Annotated in this window: 15 protein-coding genes; 3 read left to right on the top strand and 12 right to left on the bottom strand. The window is 61.3% G+C overall.

Annotated features, from left to right (window positions below; all coding sequences use genetic code 11):
• Positions 1-26: 26 nt before the first annotated feature.
• The 7 genes from RLEG4DRAFT_RS39440 to RLEG4DRAFT_RS30025 all read right to left on the bottom strand — a co-directional run bounded on the left by RLEG4DRAFT_RS39440 (position 27) and on the right by RLEG4DRAFT_RS30025 (position 6,944).
• On the bottom strand, positions 27-200 hold the full coding sequence (locus tag RLEG4DRAFT_RS39440) for a DUF1328 domain-containing protein (protein ID WP_003582429.1): 174 nt from the start codon (positions 198-200) through the stop codon (positions 27-29).
• 150 nt (positions 201-350) lie between these two features.
• Complete coding sequence (locus tag RLEG4DRAFT_RS30050; RefSeq protein ID WP_003582428.1) at positions 351-1,778, bottom strand: gamma-aminobutyraldehyde dehydrogenase; 1,428 nt, start codon at positions 1,776-1,778, stop codon at positions 351-353.
• A 13-nt stretch (positions 1,779-1,791) separates the two neighbouring features.
• Entirely contained in the window at positions 1,792-2,604 is an 813-nt protein-coding gene (locus RLEG4DRAFT_RS30045) for an ABC transporter permease (RefSeq protein WP_003582427.1), read from the bottom strand.
• Positions 2,594-3,556, bottom strand: coding sequence for an ABC transporter permease (locus tag RLEG4DRAFT_RS30040; protein WP_003582426.1), 963 nt, complete (start codon positions 3,554-3,556; stop codon positions 2,594-2,596). Before RLEG4DRAFT_RS30040 ends, RLEG4DRAFT_RS30045 begins: the two co-directional genes overlap by 11 nt.
• Entirely contained in the window at positions 3,553-4,539 is a 987-nt protein-coding gene (locus tag RLEG4DRAFT_RS30035; protein WP_003582424.1) for an ABC transporter ATP-binding protein, read from the bottom strand. Before RLEG4DRAFT_RS30035 ends, RLEG4DRAFT_RS30040 begins: the two co-directional genes overlap by 4 nt.
• A 215-nt stretch (positions 4,540-4,754) precedes the next feature.
• Entirely contained in the window at positions 4,755-5,915 is a 1,161-nt protein-coding gene (locus RLEG4DRAFT_RS30030; RefSeq protein ID WP_003582422.1) for an ABC transporter substrate-binding protein, read from the bottom strand.
• Positions 5,916-6,035: 120 nt separating this feature from the next.
• Positions 6,036-6,944, bottom strand: a complete 909-nt coding sequence (locus RLEG4DRAFT_RS30025) for a LysR family transcriptional regulator (protein ID WP_003582420.1) — start codon at positions 6,942-6,944, stop codon at positions 6,036-6,038.
• A gap of 179 nt (positions 6,945-7,123) precedes the next feature.
• Between RLEG4DRAFT_RS30025 and RLEG4DRAFT_RS30020 the strand changes: the two genes are divergently transcribed.
• Complete coding sequence (locus RLEG4DRAFT_RS30020) at positions 7,124-7,864, top strand: hypothetical protein (protein ID WP_003582418.1); 741 nt, start codon at positions 7,124-7,126, stop codon at positions 7,862-7,864.
• A gap of 69 nt (positions 7,865-7,933) precedes the next feature.
• On the opposite strand, the gene lysS is transcribed toward RLEG4DRAFT_RS30020, so the two are convergent.
• The 5 genes from lysS to RLEG4DRAFT_RS29995 form a co-directional block, all read right to left on the bottom strand.
• Positions 7,934-9,427, bottom strand: a complete 1,494-nt coding sequence (gene lysS / locus RLEG4DRAFT_RS30015) for a lysine--tRNA ligase (RefSeq protein ID WP_003582416.1) — start codon at positions 9,425-9,427, stop codon at positions 7,934-7,936.
• Between the two features lie 110 nt (positions 9,428-9,537).
• Positions 9,538-10,992: a glutamate--tRNA ligase gene (gltX, locus tag RLEG4DRAFT_RS30010; RefSeq protein ID WP_003582413.1), complete on the bottom strand. Its 1,455-nt coding sequence runs from the start codon at positions 10,990-10,992 to the stop codon at positions 9,538-9,540.
• A 245-nt stretch (positions 10,993-11,237) separates the two neighbouring features.
• Positions 11,238-11,987 carry a TerC family protein gene (locus RLEG4DRAFT_RS30005; RefSeq protein WP_003582411.1) on the bottom strand — a complete coding sequence of 250 codons (750 nt, stop codon included), beginning with the start codon at positions 11,985-11,987 and terminating at the stop codon, positions 11,238-11,240.
• Between the two features lie 219 nt (positions 11,988-12,206).
• On the bottom strand, positions 12,207-13,046 hold the full coding sequence (locus RLEG4DRAFT_RS30000) for an AraC family transcriptional regulator (protein WP_003582409.1): 840 nt from the start codon (positions 13,044-13,046) through the stop codon (positions 12,207-12,209).
• Between the two features lie 105 nt (positions 13,047-13,151).
• Complete coding sequence (locus tag RLEG4DRAFT_RS29995; protein ID WP_003582407.1) at positions 13,152-13,832, bottom strand: TetR/AcrR family transcriptional regulator; 681 nt, start codon at positions 13,830-13,832, stop codon at positions 13,152-13,154.
• Positions 13,833-13,982: 150 nt separating this feature from the next.
• Here RLEG4DRAFT_RS29995 and RLEG4DRAFT_RS29990 point away from each other — a divergent pair, with 150 nt between their 5' ends.
• Positions 13,983-15,197: an HlyD family secretion protein gene (locus tag RLEG4DRAFT_RS29990; protein ID WP_003582404.1), complete on the top strand. Its 1,215-nt coding sequence runs from the start codon at positions 13,983-13,985 to the stop codon at positions 15,195-15,197.
• Between the two features lie 24 nt (positions 15,198-15,221).
• A complete protein-coding gene (locus tag RLEG4DRAFT_RS29985; protein WP_003582402.1) occupies positions 15,222-16,820 on the top strand; it encodes a DHA2 family efflux MFS transporter permease subunit in 1,599 nt (532 codons plus the stop codon).
• Positions 16,821-16,955: the final 135 nt, after the last annotated feature.

Below are 16,955 nucleotides of genomic sequence, written 5' to 3'. Positions count from 1 at the left end.
TGTTCCTGCGCGGCGCCTGCAAGCGCCTACAAGATCGCCTGGCCGGCCAAAAGCGCGAGAACGAGGAAGATCAGGAAGATCACCAGCGCAATGCCGAAGAGAACGCGGGCGATGGTCGCAGTGGCTGCGGATACGCCGGAAAAACCGAAAAAGCCGGCGATGATTGAAATCACGAAAAATATCAGAGCCCATTTCAGCATGGCATCATCCTTTGTGTTTGCTGGAAGACGCGGCAGCCGGGAAATTGTTCCCGACCGCTGAAGACCAGCTCGACAGTGCCGACGCCGCCAAAGCGAATATGAGCGCGCTGAACTCGGCCTGATCCTCTCCAGATCCGGCCTTTCCTCCACTCAGCCGTGATTGATCATCACGTGGCGCACGGCGGTGTAATCCTCCAGTGCGTAGACCGACATGTCCTTGCCGTAGCCCGATTGTTTGAGGCCGCCATGCGGCATTTCGTTGACCAGCATGAAATGCGTGTTGATCCAGGTGCAGCCATATTGCAGCTGCGCGGCGGTCTTCATGCCCCGGCCGATATCCTTGGTCCAGACCGAAGAAGCCAAGCCGTAATCGCTGTCGTTTGCCCAGCTAACGGCATCGTCGGCGTCTGAGAAGCGGGTGACCGAGACGACCGGGCCGAAGACCTCGCGGCGAACGATCTCGTCGTCCTGCAGCGCGCCGGCAATAACGGTCGGAGTGAAGAAGAAGCCCTTGTCGCCCGCAACCTTGCCGCCGGTGGTGATCTCCATGTGCTTGTGTTCGGAAGCGCGGGCAACGAAACTTTCGACGCGGTCGCGCTGGCGTCTGGAGATCAGCGGGCCGATCTCGTTTTCGGTATCGTCAGTCTGGTTGAAGCGGATGCTTGCGACCGCCGAGGAGAGATCGGCGACGAAATTATCGTAGACCCTGGCATCGGCATAGATGCGGCAGGCGGCCGTGCAGTCCTGGCCGGCATTGTAATAGCCGAAGGTGCGGATGCCTGACACGACGGCGTCGATATCGGCATCGTCGAAGACGATGACAGGGGCCTTGCCGCCGAGTTCCAGGTGGGTGCGCTTGACCGTCTTGGCGGCAGCCTGCAGCACCTTTTTGCCGGTGGCGACATCGCCGGTTATCGACACCATGCCGATCTTGGCGTGATTGATCAGCGCGTTGCCGACTCTCTCGCCGCGGCCGAGGATGACGTTGACTACGCCTTCGGGAAGGATTTCGGAGAGCAGCTTCGCCATTTTCAACGCCGTCAGCGGCGTCTGCTCCGAAGGCTTGAAGACGACGGTATTGCCACCGGCGATTGCCGGCGCCAGCTTCCAGGCCATCATCATCATCGGATAGTTCCACGGCGCGATCGAGCCAACGATGCCGATCGGATCGCGGCGGATCATCGAGGTATGGCCGGGCAGGTATTCGCCGGCGGCCGGTGCGTGCAGATTGCGCACGGCGCCCGCGAAGAAGCGATAACAATCGACGATCGCCGGGATTTCGTCGTTCAATACGGCATTGATCGGCTTGCCGCAGTTCAGCGCCTCGACCGTGGCGAAACCTGCGGCATCCTTCTCGATGGCGTCGGCGATCTTCAGCAGGTAACCGGACCGTTCGCCCGGCGTCGTCTGCGACCAGCTCTTGAAGGCTTTTTCGGCGGCATGGACGGCGGCGTCGATCTGCGACAGCGAGGCCTCGGGAAGGTCGATCACCGTCTCGCCGGTCTTCGGGTTCAGGATGTGCTCTTCCGTCTCCGTGCCTTTTTCGAAGCGGGACCCGATCAGCATTTGGATATCCATGATGTTCTCCCTGTTATTTGCCGGCGCCGGCGATCTGGTCGCCGTCGCGGGTGAGGTAATAGGCTGCCAGGATCGGCAGGAAGGTGACGAGCACCACGACCATGGCGACCACATTGGTGACCGGGCGCTGGCGTGGGCGGATGAGTTCTTCGAGCATCCAGATCGGCAAGGTCGATTGCTGACCGCCGGTGAAGGTGGTGACGATGACCTCGTCGAAGGACAATGCGAAAGCGAGCATGCCGCCGGCGAGAAGGGCGGTGCCGATATTCGGCAGGATGACATGACGGAAGGTCTGGAAGCCGTCGGCGCCGAGATCCATCGAAGCCTCGATCAGCGAGCCGGAGGTGCGGCGGAAGCGGGCGACCGCATTGTTGTAAACGACGACCACGCAGAAGGTGGCGTGGCCAAGCACGATGGTCCAGACCGAAAACGGGATGTCGAACAGGCTGAAGGCGGAGCGCAGCGCAATGCCGGTGATGATGCCGGGAAGCGCGATCGGCAGGATGACCAGCAGCGAGATCGCTTCACGACCGAAGAACTTCGTCTGGCTGACGGCCGCCGCACAGAGTGTGCCGAGGACGAGTGCGGTCGCGGTGGCGATGACGGCGACCTGCACGGATAGGCCAAGCGCCGACCAGACGTCCGGACGGTTCCAGGCGACCGCGAACCATTGCAGCGTCAGGCCGGGCGGCGGCCATTGGTAGCTCTTTTCCTCGGTGGTGAAGGCATAGACGAAGATCAGCAGGATCGGCAGGTGCAGGAAGAGCAGCCCGCCGGCGGCGGCGATCTTCAGGGGCAGCGGCGATGTCTTGAGGTCAGAGCGCATCGAAGGCCCCCAGCTTTTTCGCGAGCGACAGATAAAGCGCCATGATGACGATCGGCACGACGGAGAAGGCGGCGGCGAGCGGCACGTTGCCGGCCGTTCCCTGCTGGGCATAAACGGCCTGGCCGATGAAGAGCCTGGACGAGCCGATGATCTGGGGGATGATGTAATCGCCCAATGTCAGCGAGAAGGTGAAGATCGAACCGGCGACGATGCCGGGCAGAGCCAAAGGCAGCAGCACGGTGCGGAAGGTCTGGCGCGGCGTGGCGCCGAGATCGGCCGAAGCCTCGATCAGATTGCCAGGAACGCGTTCGAGCGCCGCCTGCGTCGGCAGGATCATATAGGGAAGCCAGATATAGACGAAGACGATGAAGGTGCCGAGATAACTCACCGAGAGTGAATTGCCGCCGATGACGGGCAGGTTCAGGACGCCGTCGAGCAGCCAGGAGAGGTGGAGCTTCGCGAAAATCCAGGTGAGGATGCCTTCCTTGGCGAGGATCAGCTTCCAGGCGTAGATCTTGACGAGATAACTCGACCAGAGCGGCAGCATGACGCCGAGATAGAAGAGCACCTTCCATTTTCCCTGCGCATAACGCGCTGCGAAGTAGGCGATCGGGAAGGCAATCAATGCGGAAGCGATGGTGACCAGCGCCGCCATCACGACGGTGCGGATGATGATGTCGAAATTCGTCGGGCTCAAAAGCTGGGCATAGGTCGCAAGGGTGAATTCGTAATTCACCAGCCCGGAAAAATCGTCGATCGAAAAGAAGCTCTGCAGAAGCAGGGCGATCAGCGAGCCAATATAGATGATGCCGAGCCAGAGCAGCGGCGGCGTCAGCATCAGGAAGAGCAGCAGCTTCGGGTGCCGCCAGAAGGCATCCGACATCCGGCCGAAAACGCCGCTGCGCCCCGGAAGGATCGATGTCTTGGCGTCCGAGATGGTGAGCGTCGTCATGCCGCATCGTCCATGTAGTGGATATCGGCCGGCTGCCAGGCGAGGCGAATACCGGCGCCGACGTCAGGCACAGGCGCGCCGGCCGGCAGTGTGATATGCAGCCGGCTGCCCCTAAGATCGACGCCGAGACGGGTGGCGGCGCCGAGGAAGCTTGCATTTTCGACCGTCGCCTCGATGCCGTCGCTGGCCAGGCGGATCGCCTCGGGGCGCAGGCTTGCCCAGCGTTTGTCGCCGCCGAGCGCAGCCATCAGATCCGGCGCGATGACGTTCGAGGAGCCGACGAAATCGGCGACGAAGCGGGTCTTCGGGCGGCGGTAGATATCTTGCGGCGTGCCTTCCTGGACGATGTTGCCATTGTTGAAGACGGCGACGCGATCGGCCATGGAGAGCGCCTCGCCCTGATCATGCGTGACGAAGACGAAGGTGATGCCGAGCGCGCGCTGCAGGCTCTTCAACTCCTCCTGCATCTGTTCGCGCAGCTTGAGGTCGAGCGCGCCGAGCGGCTCGTCGAGCAGCAGCACTTTCGGCTTGTTGACGAGGGCGCGGGCAAGCGCCACGCGCTGCCGCTGGCCGCCGGACAGTTGACCGGGGCGGCGGGCGCCGTAGCCCGGCAGCTTGACGAGTTCGAGGGCATCACCCGCCGCCTTCATCCGCTCCGCCTTGCCGACACCCTTGACCATCAGCCCGTAGGCGACATTGTCGAGGATGTTGAGATGCGGGAAGAGAGCGTAGTCCTGGAACACGGTATTGACGTTGCGGCGATAGGGCGGAACGCCGTCGGCCGTCTCGCCGAAGATCTGGATGTGGCCGGCGCTCGGCTGCTCGAAGCCGGCGATCAATCTCAGGCAGGTCGTCTTGCCGGAGCCGGAGGGGCCGAGCATGGCGAAGAATTCGCCCGGCGCGATCTCAAGATCGACGCCGTCGACGGCGCGAACCTGGCCGAAATGGCGCGATACCTGCTGGAAACGGACGGCTGACGTCATTGGGGACTCCGGGTCTTGTATTCTCAGAGAGGGCTTTGGCCTTGGTCTATGAAGACCCCGCCCCAAACCCCTCCCCACAAGGGGGAGGGGCTTAACCTGCCGTACCCTTTTGCAAATACCTTGGTGTTTCGGCAGGATTCGGCGGCGCCGCTCTTAGCCCCTCCCCCTTGTGGGGAGGGGTTGGGGAGGGGATTTTACGCACACGGCGGATCGGCTCACCGCCCGCCGATCACGCCGATATAATCCGACACCCAGCGATGATAGGGCACGCACTCGCTCTGCGTCGCGCATTTGGCGACCGGGGTCTTCCAGAACTTGATCTTGTCGAAGTGATCGAAGCCGTTGGTGGCGCAGCCGGTGTCGCCCATCAGCGCGTTGCCTTTGCAGGCGGCGGAAACCGAGGGCACGGCGCCGAACCAGGCGGCGGCGTCGCCCTGGACCTTGGCCTGCAGCGAATGTTCCATCCACATATAGGCGCAGTTTGGATGTTCGCTGTCGGCGTGCAGCATTGTGGTGTCGGCCCAGCCGGTGACGCCTTCCTCCGGGAAGGTGGAGGCGATCTTCTGCTTGTCGGCCTGCAGCAGATTGACCTGGAAGGGCCAGGAACCGGAGGCGACGACACCTTCGTTCTTGAAGTCATCGATCTGGATCATCGCGTCGTGCCAGTATCGGGAGATGAGCTTGCGCTGGCCGCGCAGCAGGTCAAGGGCGGCCTTGTACTGGTCTTCGTTCAGCTCGTAAGGGTCCTTGATGCCGAGGTCCGGCTTGTGGGCCATCAGATACAGGGCGGCGTCAGCGATATAGATCGCGCCGTCATAGGCCTGGACGCGGCCCTTGTTCGACTTGCCGTCGGGCAGGGTCTGCTCCTCGAAGACGACATTCCAGCTGGTCGGCGCCTTGTCCTTGAAGGCATCGGTATTATACATCAGCACATTCGGCCCCCAGAGATAGGGCACGCCGTAATGCACGTCGCCGACCGTATACCACGGGCCCTTCTGCAGGCGCTCGTCGACGGTCTTGAAGCTCGGGATCAAATCGGTGTTGATCGGCTGGACACGCTTGCCGGCGATGAGACGGAGCGAAGCGTCACCCGATGCGGTGACGAGATCGAAGCCGCCCTCGTTCATCAGCGAGACCATTTCATCCGAGGTGGCGGCAGTCTTGACGGACACCTTGCAGCCGGTCTCCTTTTCGAAATCGGTGACCCAGTCGTAGTTCTTGTCGGTCTCGCCGCGCTCGATATAGCCGGCCCAGGCGACGATGCTGACCGCTCCTTCGCCCTTGCCGAGCGCCTTCAGCGGTTCGGCGGCAATCGCCTGCGTCGCCAAGCTCAGGCAGGCGAGCGCTGCCGTGCAGGATTTCAAGAGATTGGTCATCATCCGTCTCCCGGTCTGGTGCCACTTTTCCGTGGCGGTTTGTTCCCGGATGAAAGGTGACGCGAAAAAGCCGCTTTCGCAAATTCATTTATCAGAAAGGCGTTATCGGAAATTCCGATATCAGCGGATGCGGCCGGAGCGCAGACTCTCGGCGATGCCGACGAAATCGCGGGCCGCCTGCGGCAGGCTGGAGCCCTTGCGCCAGACCATGCCGACCTGGACGACCGGCAACGATCCGGAGACGTCACGGCTCTCGATGCGGTCGCCTTCCAGCGACCAGGGGCGATAGACGAGATCGGGAAGCAGCGCCACGCCGGCCCCTGTGGCAACCAGGCTGCGCACCGCTTCCACCGAGCGGGTGCGGAAGGCGACATGCGGACGGGCGCCGAGGGCTGAGAGCAGCTTGCCGGTATTCTCCTCGATTTCGTCGACCGTCAGCATGATCAGCGGTTCGCGGGCGATATCGGCGACCGAGATGATGTCGGCCGATACCAGCGGATGGCCCATCGGCAGCCATAGCCGATAGGGCGAGGTTTCGAGGATCTCGGCCTGCAGCGCCATGCGGTCGCGCAGGTTGGAGATTACCATGACGGCGACATCGAGTTCGCCGCCGACCAGGAGATGTTCAAGATAACCGCCATTATCCTCGATGGCGCTAACCTCGATGCCCGGACAGGCGCGCCGGTATCGCGCCAGGAGGTCGGAGAGCACGTAGCCGGCGACAAGCGAGGTGACGCCGATATTCAACGTGCCGGAAAGCGCGCCTTGCTGGCTGGAGAAGCTGGTGCGCGCATCGGAGACGGAGGCCAGGATCTTCGTCGCATGACGGAGGAATTGGTGGCCGTTATGGGTGATCGTCAGGCCGCGCGGATGGCGCTCGAAGAGCTCGACGCCGAGGTCGGTTTCGAGTTCCTTCAGCGCTTCCGTCACCGAGGATTGTGAGATCGAAAGGTTCTGCGCGGCACGCGTCACCGAGCCCTGTTCGGCGACGGCGACAAAATATTGAACCTGGCGAAGCGTGAAGGCCATCAGCGTTTAGAGCATGGTGGAGCAGGCCGTGGCAAGCGGCGGAAAAATGTGGACCTTTTTTGGTGTTTTCTCAAAAGGGCGCAGGCTTCACATGCCCACTTAAACTTTCGGAAACGTGATTTCCCTAACGTTCTCAGCACTTGTCCTGCGTTGGAGTTTCAGATGGCGGAGCAGTTGGCGTGAAGGCCTTACTGCGCATGTTCCGGCCTTCCCGGAAATTGGCAATCATCATCGGTGGAGTCGCTCTTCTGGCGGGCGTTTCCGGCGGCGCGGCTGTCTATGTCGGCAAGGACAGGCTGATCGGCGCAGCCGGCGGGGGCTACGGGCTCGAATGCAGCGACGTCAATCTGGTGACGATCCGGAAGCAGAACCACATCTGGGTGCGCAAATACATCAAGACCGAACCGACCGACGGGATGACGCGGGTCACAACCGCGCTTCGTGTCGCCCAAGCCGTTTATGCCGCGCAGAAGCCGGATCTGGTACAGGTTGTGGTGCTCGACGAGAACGGCCCGACATTGCGCGCCGATATCCGCGGCCGGGCAATCGGCGCCGATGTCATCTATATCCCGCATCCTGACAAGACCGTTCCCGGCCTCGACGACAAGTCCTATACGGCCCGCTATTATGATGGCAGGGCCAGTGAAAACGGGCTGTTCTTCGGCGAACGCATAGAGTTGCCTCTCGACGAGATCGCGATGATCAGCGCCGGCTTCAAGGAGCCCGAGGATTGCGTCGATCCGGTCGCCGTTGGCTCCACGAAAAACGTAGAAAAAGGCAAGAAGGCCGCAGGCGGCGCACATGGCGCAGCACCGGCGGCCGAAAGAGAAGCGGCGCCGCCCGCCGAGGGAGCCGGCACCGACGTCGTGGCCGAGGCACCGGCCGAAGAACCGCCGGCAGAAGCGCCGAAGACCCACTGAACGAACGGCATAAAAAAGCGGAGCGCCGGCCGGCACTCCGCTTATTTTGTTTTGTCGTTTTTAATCCCGTCAGTCGGCCTTGTTGCGGCGGGCCGGGAAGAGGATGACGTCGCGGATCGACGGGGCGTTGGTCAGCAGCATGATCAGGCGGTCGACGCCGATGCCGAGGCCACCGGCCGGCGGCATGCCCTGGTCGATCGCATCGAGGAATTCCTCATCCAGCTGCTTTTCCTTTTCGCCGCGGGCATGGGCCTGTTCGAGCTGCTCGACCATGCGGTGGCGCTGCTCTTCGGGATCGTTGAGTTCGGAGAAGGCGTTGCCGAGTTCCCAAGCGTTGCAATAGGTTTCGAAGCGCTCGACCAGGCGCGGCTCGCCCGGCACTTCCTTGGCGAAGGGTGAGATGTCCTTCGGGAAATGGGTGACATGAGACGGCTGGATCAGCGTCGATTCAACCTTTTCCTCGAAGATGAAGGCAAGGCACTCGCCCCAGGTCCAATCCTTCTCGACCGCGAAGCCGGCAGCCTTGGCGGCGGCGCGGGCTTCCTCATCGGTCTTGATCGCCAGGAAATCGATACCGGTCGCTTCCTTGACGGCGTCAGGCATCGGCACGCGCTTGAACGGACCCTTGAAGGACAATTGCTTGTCGCCGAAGTCGAATTCGGTGGTGCCGTGGATGGAGAGCGCCAGGCCCTCGAACAGCCGCTCGACGAGGTCCATCATGTCCTCGTAATCGGCATAGGCCCAGTAACACTCCATCATGGTGAATTCGGGATTGTGCCGGGTGGAGACGCCTTCGTTGCGGAAGTTGCGGTTGATCTCGAAGACCTTGTCGGAGAGGCCGGAGACCAGCGTGCGCTTCAGGAACAGTTCCGGCGCGATGCGCAGATACATGTCGAGCTTCAGCGTGTTGTGATGCGTCTTAAACGGCTCGGCGGTGGCGCCGCCATAGATCGATTGCAGCATCGGCGTCTCGACTTCCATGAAGCCGTCATTCTCCATGAAGCGGCGGATGCCGGAGACGATCTTCGAACGCTGCTGAAAGCGGAGCTTCGAATCCTCGTTGGTCATGATGTCGAGATGGCGCTTGCGATAGCGCAGCTCGATGTCGGAGAGGCCGTGCCACTTCTCGGGCATCGGCAGCAGCGACTTGGTCAGCATTTCGATCTTCTGGGCGTTGATCGTCAGCTCGCCGCGCTTGGTGCGGCGCACGATGCCGGTGACGCCGATGATGTCGCCGATATCGATCATCGGCAATAGGGCGCGGGCCTCTTCGGGCGTCGTGTCCTTGTGGCTGAAGATCTGGATCTTGCCGCCGGCGTCATGGATGTCCATGAACATGCCCGAGTTGCGTGAGGAATAGACGCGGCCGGCAACGGTGATGATATCCTGGGTCTCGGTGTCGGGCTCCAGGCCCTCGTATTTCGCGGCCAGCTCGGCATTGGTCATCGTCCGGTGGAAATGCGCCGGATAGACGTCGCCGATCTGCTCGCGCAGCAGCTTCAGCTTCTGGGCACGCACTTCCGTGGCGTCGGAGGACAGGGTGTTTTCGGTCTTATCGTTCATGTCATTTGCCTCATCGATGCGGCATGAATTCTAAATCAATGGCGCTCAGTGGTTCGAAGCGCGGCGGCCGGCTGCGCTTACCCCTCCCCTTGTGGGGAGGGGCTCCACTGTCATTTCGAGCCGACGAGGGCGGCAACCGCCTGTGCGGCGAGCTTCAGGCGCTGGCGCACGACCGAGCGGCCGAGGATCGCCATGGAATCGAAGAGCGGCAGGGACCGCGACGAGCCCGATACGGCGACGAACAGTGGCGAGACCACGACCTTGAGCTTCTTGCCCATGCGGTCGGCGATGGCGCGCAGCTCCGCCTCGATCGTTTCGACATTCCATTCCAGGATCTTTTCGAGATCGGGCTGAACGGTGTTGAGGATCTCCAGGATCTCTTCCGGCGGCGACTTGATCTTGGCGAAGTCGGAGGGCTGCAGGCCGAGATCTGATTTCAGCAGGAAGCCGGCGAGATCGGGCAGTTCGCCGAGCTTGGAAATGCGCGTCTGCGACAGCCGCAGGCCGGCCTTCAGGCGGTCGTTTTCCATGGCCCAGGTGAGCACGCGCGCCTGGAATTCCTCTTCGGACAGTTTCTCGCGGATCCAGCGGCCGTTCAGCCAGTCGAGCTTCTGGATATCGAAGATCGCGCCGGCCTTGGAGAGGTTTTCAGGGTCGAATTTTTCGGAGAGTTCGTCCATCGTCAGCAGCTCTTCGCCTTCGGCGATCTGCATGAAGAACAGGCCGAGGAAGTTCATCAGCGCTTCCGGGATATAACCGAGCGCCGAATAATAGGAGATCGAGGTCGGGTTTTTGCGCTTCGACAGCTTCGACTTGTCGGCATTGCGCATCAGCGACAGATGCATGAAGACCGGCTGGTCCCAGCCGAAATAGCGATAGAGCAGGATGTGCTTTGGCACCGAAGCCAGCCATTCCTCGCCGCGCGCCACATGGGTGATCTTCATCAGATGGTCGTCGATGACGTTGGCCATATGATAGGTCGGCATGCCGTCGGCCTTGATGAGGACCTGCATGTCGACGGAATCCCAGGGGATGGAGACATCGCCGTAGACGCCGTCGGTGAAGTCGCAGGTGCCTTCGGCCGGGATCTTCATGCGAATGACGGTCGTCTCGCCGGCTGCCATACGCGAGGTCACTTCCTCTGCCGTCAGGCTGAGGCAGAGACCGTCATATTTCGGCGGCTTGCCGGCCGCGCGCTGCGCCTCGCGCATCTGCTCCAGACGCGCGGGCGTGCAGAAACAGCGGAAGGCATGACCTTTGTCCAGCAGCTCCTCAGCGAAAGGCTGGTACATCGGCTTGCGGTCGGACTGCCGATAGGGGCCGTAAGGACCGCCGATATCGGGGCCTTCCTTCCATTCCAGCCCACACCATTTCAGGGCGTCCAACACCTTGGTCTCGAATTCCGGGGTCGAGCGCGTCGCATCGGTATCCTCGATGCGCAGGATGAATTCGCCGCCGTGCTTCTTGGCGAAAAGGTAGTTGAAAAGAGCGATGTAAGCGGTACCGACATGCGGCTCGCCGGTCGGCGAGGGAGCGATGCGGACGCGGACGCCGGAAGTTGTCATTGGTATGGCCCGTCAATGAACGCCGGACGGCTTTCCAGGGAAAGCGACGTTCGGCCGAAGGATGCAGATATCTTCATCGGCAAACCGGCCGAAAAAGGGCATGCGCCCGCACTATCCGCCGATCGTCCGTTCGGCTGGCCTTAGGCCATATTCAACCGGGCGCGTCAAGAAAAACCACGTCTGCAAGGGCCTGATGGCATTGAGGGACGGTGCGCCGGTTTTCGACGCGCCGTCCCGCGTCAGCCTCAATGCGCGCCTTCCCGCTTCCGCTTGCGGGCATTACGCGCAATCATGTTCAACACTTCGACCAGCGCCGAGAAGGCCATGGCGGCATAGACGTAGCCCTTCGGCACATGGAAGCCCATGCCTTCGGCGATCAGCGTCGTACCGATCATCAGCAGGAAGGCGAGCGCCAGCATGACGATCGTCGGGTTCCTCTCGATGAAGTTGGCAAGCGGGTTCGCGGCAACCAGCATGACGGTGACGGCGGCGATGACGGCAATCACCATGATCGGCAGATGCGGCGTCATGCCGACGGCGGTGATGATGCTGTCGACGGAGAAGACGAGGTCGAGTAGCAGGATCTGGCCGATCGCCGACGCGAAGCCCGTCGTGACGGATTTCGCGATGAAATCCTCCTGATGGTCGACGGGATCGACAGTATGGTGAATTTCCTTGGTGGCTTTCCAGACGAGGAACAAGCCGCCGGCGATCAGGATCAGATCCTTCCAGGAGAAGCCGTGGCCGAAAGCCGTAAATAGCGGTTCGGTCAGTTGCACGATCCAGGCGACGGTGCCGAGAAGAGCCAGGCGCATGACCAGCGCAAGACCGATGCCGATCTTGCGGGCCCGCTCCCTGTGCTCGGGCGGCAGTTTGTTGGTGAGAATGGAAATGAAGATCAGGTTGTCGATACCGAGAACGACTTCCATCACCACCAGCGTGATGAGCGCCACCCAGGCGGCCGGATCCTGAATGAGCGTCATGATTTCCTGCATCGGCGTATTTCCCTCTTGCGTCACATGATTGGATGACGCGCGCAATGTAGTGTCGGCAGCCTGCCACACAAGCGCCGCAAGGGGGTATACGAAATCGATATGACTTTTATTCCCTAGAACAGGATAATTTAAGGCCGGGTCACCCTTAAATTTGAATCCTGTTCTAAATGAAAGAGTTAGAGCATGATTTCAAAAGAAAACCGCTCGCACTTTTCGGCATCATGCTCTGATAGGCAGCCAGATTTCGGTGACGCCCATGCCGGTATAAGGGTCGAAGCGCTCGTCGTAGCGTTCGAACATGTCGGGGATCTCGCCATGCTCCAGACCGGAGGTTGGCCACCATGTGCCGAAAATCCGGTTCATGGTCGCGGAAATGCCGGAGACATGGCCGCGATGGTTAAAGACGACATAGCGCTGGCCCGGAAGCTTGAGCGTTGCAAAATCCGCCGGCAGATCGCCGGCATCGGAGATTTCGACCGCCGCCATATAGCGGAATTTCTCCGCTTCGCCGTCAATATGCGTACAGATGCCGTAAGCGACGTTGCCTTTCTGGCCTGATATATGGCCGAAATGGGCATTGAACTTCTGCCAGAGAGAGGGAATGGCGGCATTGCCGCCATAGGGGTAGATCTCCTGCAGGCCGGCAAAGAGCATCGGCTGAAGGGTTTCAAAGCGGGGTGGTTCGAGGTCGTTGAGGTGGGCGGGTTCCATTCTGATCGGCTCCAGCAAGACAAGGTTACGGGCGTGCCCCTGCCGGCGCACCGCATCCGGCGTCATGCCGAACTGGTCGCGGAAGGCACGGGTGAAAGCCTCGTGCGAGCCGTAGCCCGCGCAAAGCGCAACCTCGAGAATGGTGGATGAGCCACCGACAAGCGCGGGCACGGCGCGGCTGAGGCGCCGGCCTCTGATATAACCGCTGATCGAGTGACCGGTGACGAGCCCGAAGACGCGCGACAGATGATAACGCGACAATCCGGCTGCTTCCGATATCTCTTCCAGCGATAGATCGTTTTCGAAATGGCTCTCTATGAACCATATCGCCCGTGCGATGGCGTTCATCATCACTCCCCTGGTTGCCGCCTCCTTCTTAGAGAAATGCCGGCAGCCGGATTTGATCGTTGTTGCGGAGTTTCAGCCGATGGAAGGCGGCAGTCGAGGATGCGGTCAGGCGGTCTCGTGCCGGTGCGCGCCGTAGGCGGCCATGAAAACCCGGATCGCACCACGGATGACGCGGTCGATTTCCTCGCGGGACGGCGGTTCTTCCATGCTTCCGAACAGCCGGAGCTTGAAGAAACTGCCGCTGGCGAGATCGAGGAACTGACCGGCGGCCAGATCGATGTCGTCGATCTTGAGTGTGCCTTCGGCGACATGCAGTTCGAGGAAATCTCGCATGATGGTGCGCAGATTGACCGGGCCCTTGAAGAAGCGCTGACAGAGCACCGGCATGCGGTCGCGAACGCCGAGAACGGTGCGCATCGCGTTGATGACCTTTTCGTCGGTCATGTGGGTGACAAAGCTTATCCCGAATTCGTACAGACCGGCTTCGGGATCGTCATGTTCGGCAAGCGCCGTGCGCACGGCCGCCACGAAGGCGGCGCGCTCGGCCTCGATCATCGCCGAAAACAGCTCTTCCTTGTTGGTGAAATAGACGTAGAGCGTTCCCTTGGAGACGCCGGCCTCGCGCGTCACGTCATTCATGCTGGCGGCGTCGAAGCCCATTTTCATGAAGACGCGCTTGGCGCCGGCGAGGATCTGCTGGCGCTTGGCCGGATCTTCGCCCGCGGCAAATCGGCCCCCGCCAACGGGAGGACTGAAGACGGCGGCATGGTCGGATTTCAGCGTCATGTCTCCTTAACCGTGTTCACGGTTTCGTCTTTTCATTAAAGAAATCGAACCGATTGGTTCTATACATCTTGATATGACGATAAAACAGGTTTAAGTCAACTGAACCGAACCGTTCAGTTCGATTATTTACTCAAGATCGGTAAAGTGGCCATGTCGAGCAATCAGAAAAGCAACGTCGCACGGATCGTCAGCGAAAAGGCTGAGGCCGAAGAAGTAAGGGCCGAGGTCGCGACCGTTGCAGAAGCTCCGACAGCCGAAGCCCTCGAAAAGCCGTCTGCCCCGGCGCAGTCGGCGCCCGCATCGGTTACCGCACCCGCAGCGCCGAACAAGCGCCGCAGCCCGGTGCTGCCGATCGTCGTGCTTGCTCTTCTGGCCGGCGGCGGCTGGTATGGTTACGAATGGTGGACGAACGGCCGCTTCATGGTGTCGACCGACGACGCCTATATCGAGGGCGATATCGCAACGATTTCGCCGAAGGTCACGGGCTACGTCGCGAAGGTGAATGTGGTCGCCAACCAGGAAGTCAAAGCGGGCGACGTGCTTGCCACGCTTGATAACGGCGACTATCAGAACGCCCTCGACTTGGCGCAGGCCCAGATCGCCACCGAACAGCTTTCGCTGCAGCGCATCGACGCGCAGATCGAAGGCGCCAATGCCAGCCTCGTGCAGGCGCAGGCGCAAAAGGTGGCACTCGAAGCGGCCGTTCGCGGTGCCGAGATTACCCAGAAGCGCCAGAGCGAGCTTCAGGCGAAGTCGGTCGGTACCGCTGCCGATCTCGACAACGCCAATATCGCCCTTGACCAGGCCAAGGCCAATCTTGCCGGCGGCGACGCCAATATCGCCGTTGCGCACGCCAACGTCACCATTCTTCAGTCCCAGCGCAGGGAAGCCGAAGGTTCGGTCCGTTCGCTGGAGATCTCGCGCGACAAGGCTGCCCGCGACCTCTCCTTCACCGTGCTCAAGGCGCCTTATGACGGCATTGTCGGCAATCGCTCGGTGCAGGAAGGCGATCTCGTCTCGCCCGGCCAGCGGCTAATGGCGCTTGTTCCGGTGCGCCAGCTCTATATCGATGCCAACTTCAAGGAAACGCAGATCCAGCATCTGGTTGCCGGCTCGAAGGTCAACGTCCATGTCGACGCCTATAGCGACCATCCTGTGGTCGGCACCGTCGAATCGATCTCGCCGGCTTCCGGCTCGGTCTTCTCGCTGCTGCCGCCGGAAAATGCCACGGGCAATTTCACCAAGGTGATCCAGCGCGTGCCGGTGCGCATCGCGCTGCCGCAGGATGCGCTCGACAGCGGACGCCTGCGCGCGGGCCTCAGCGTCGTCGTCGATGTCGACACCCGCACGGCGCCGAGCAAGTAGCCTTTAGAATAGGCGGAGGGTCCGATGGCCGGAAGCGCAACAGCAACAGCGGGAACGATTCCGGCAGCGCCTGCCCACGCTGACGAGCGCATGGATCCGAGGAAGCTCATCGCCTTCTTTGCGATGGTGCTCGGCATGTTCATGTCGATCCTCGACATCCAGATCGTCTCGGCCTCGCTTGCCGAAATCCAGGCCGGTCTTTCGGCCGGCAGCGACGAAGTCGGCTGGGTGCAGACGGCCTATTTGATCGCGGAAGTGATCATGATTCCGCTGTCGGGCACGCTGGCGCGCATCATTTCGACGCGCTATCTTTTCGCGATCTCGGCCGCCGGCTTCACCATGGCCAGCGCGCTTGCGGCGACGGCGACGAATATTGACCAGATGATCGTCTACCGCGCCATTCAAGGCTTCATCGGCGGCGGCATGATTCCGTCGGTGTTTGCGGCTGCCTTCACCATCTTCCCGGCGTCGAAGCGCAGCATCGTCTCACCGATCATCGGCCTGATCGCGACGCTGGCGCCGACCATCGGCCCGACCGTCGGCGGCTACCTCAGCCACGCCTTCTCCTGGCACTGGCTGTTCCTCGTCAATATCGTCCCCGGCATCATCGTCACGCTGGTCACCTGGAACTTCATCGATTTCGACAAGCCGGAACTGTCGCTGTTCAAGAAGTTCGACTGGTGGGGGCTGTTCTCGATGGGCATCTTCCTCGGCGCGATGGAATATGTGCTCGAAGAGGGCAATTCGAACGACTGGTTCAACGACAGTTCCATCGCCATTGCCGCCGTCGCTTCCGGCGTCGCGGCCATCGTCTTCTTCTATCGCGCCTTCACGGTGGATTTCCCCGTCGTCGACCTCAAGGCCTTTTCGAACCGGAATTTCTCCTTCGGCTCGGTCTTCTCCTTCGTCATGGGCATCGGCCTTTACGGCCTCACCTATATCTACCCGGTCTATCTCGGCCGCATCCGCGGCTATGATTCGCTGATGATCGGCCAGACGATGTTCGTCTCCGGCCTTGCGATGTTCTTCACCGCGCCGATCGCCGGGCGGCTGTCGACCAAGATGGATCTGCGCCTGATGATGGTGATCGGCTTCACCAGCTTCGCCGCCGGCACATTCATCATGATCCACCTGACGGCGGATTGGGATTTCTACGAACTCTTCATCCCGCAGATCCTGCGTGGCTTCGGGCTGATGATGTGCATGGTGCCGATCAACAATATCGCGCTCGGCACCATGCCGCCCTCGCGTATTCGCGGTGCGTCCGGCCTGTTCAACTTGACCAGAAACCTCGGCGGCGCCGTCGGCCTTGCCGTCATCAACACCGTGCTCACCAACCGCCAGGACGTGCATTACGAGCGGCTGCGGGAGAATATGGACTGGGGCAATCCGGTGGCGCTCGACCAGATGAACAATATGGCCGCCAACTTCAATACATATGGCATGGATGGCGCCTCGGTCGCGATCAAGCAGATGGTCGGCCTTGCCACCAAGCAGGCGGTGATCCTCTCCTTCAGCGATGTGTTCCTGATCCTGACCGGGCTTTTCGTCGCGATGATCTTCGGTGTCGCCATGCTCAAGAAACCCGCGCCGCAAGGCGGGGGAGGCGGTGGCGGCCACTGACCTCCGGCCTGTCGCCCCATGAAAAGGTCCTCTTCGGAGGGCCTTTTTATTTGCCTTTTCCAGCCGTTATGTCATCAGCATATAATCGTCGGGCGGATTGCCTCGAAGCCGACCGGCCGTCCGGAAAAACAGTGC

The organism is Rhizobium leguminosarum bv. trifolii WSM2297 (assembly GCF_000271845.1).
Note: the sequence above shows the minus strand (reverse complement) of the source record. Positions and strands in the feature narration are given on the sequence as shown.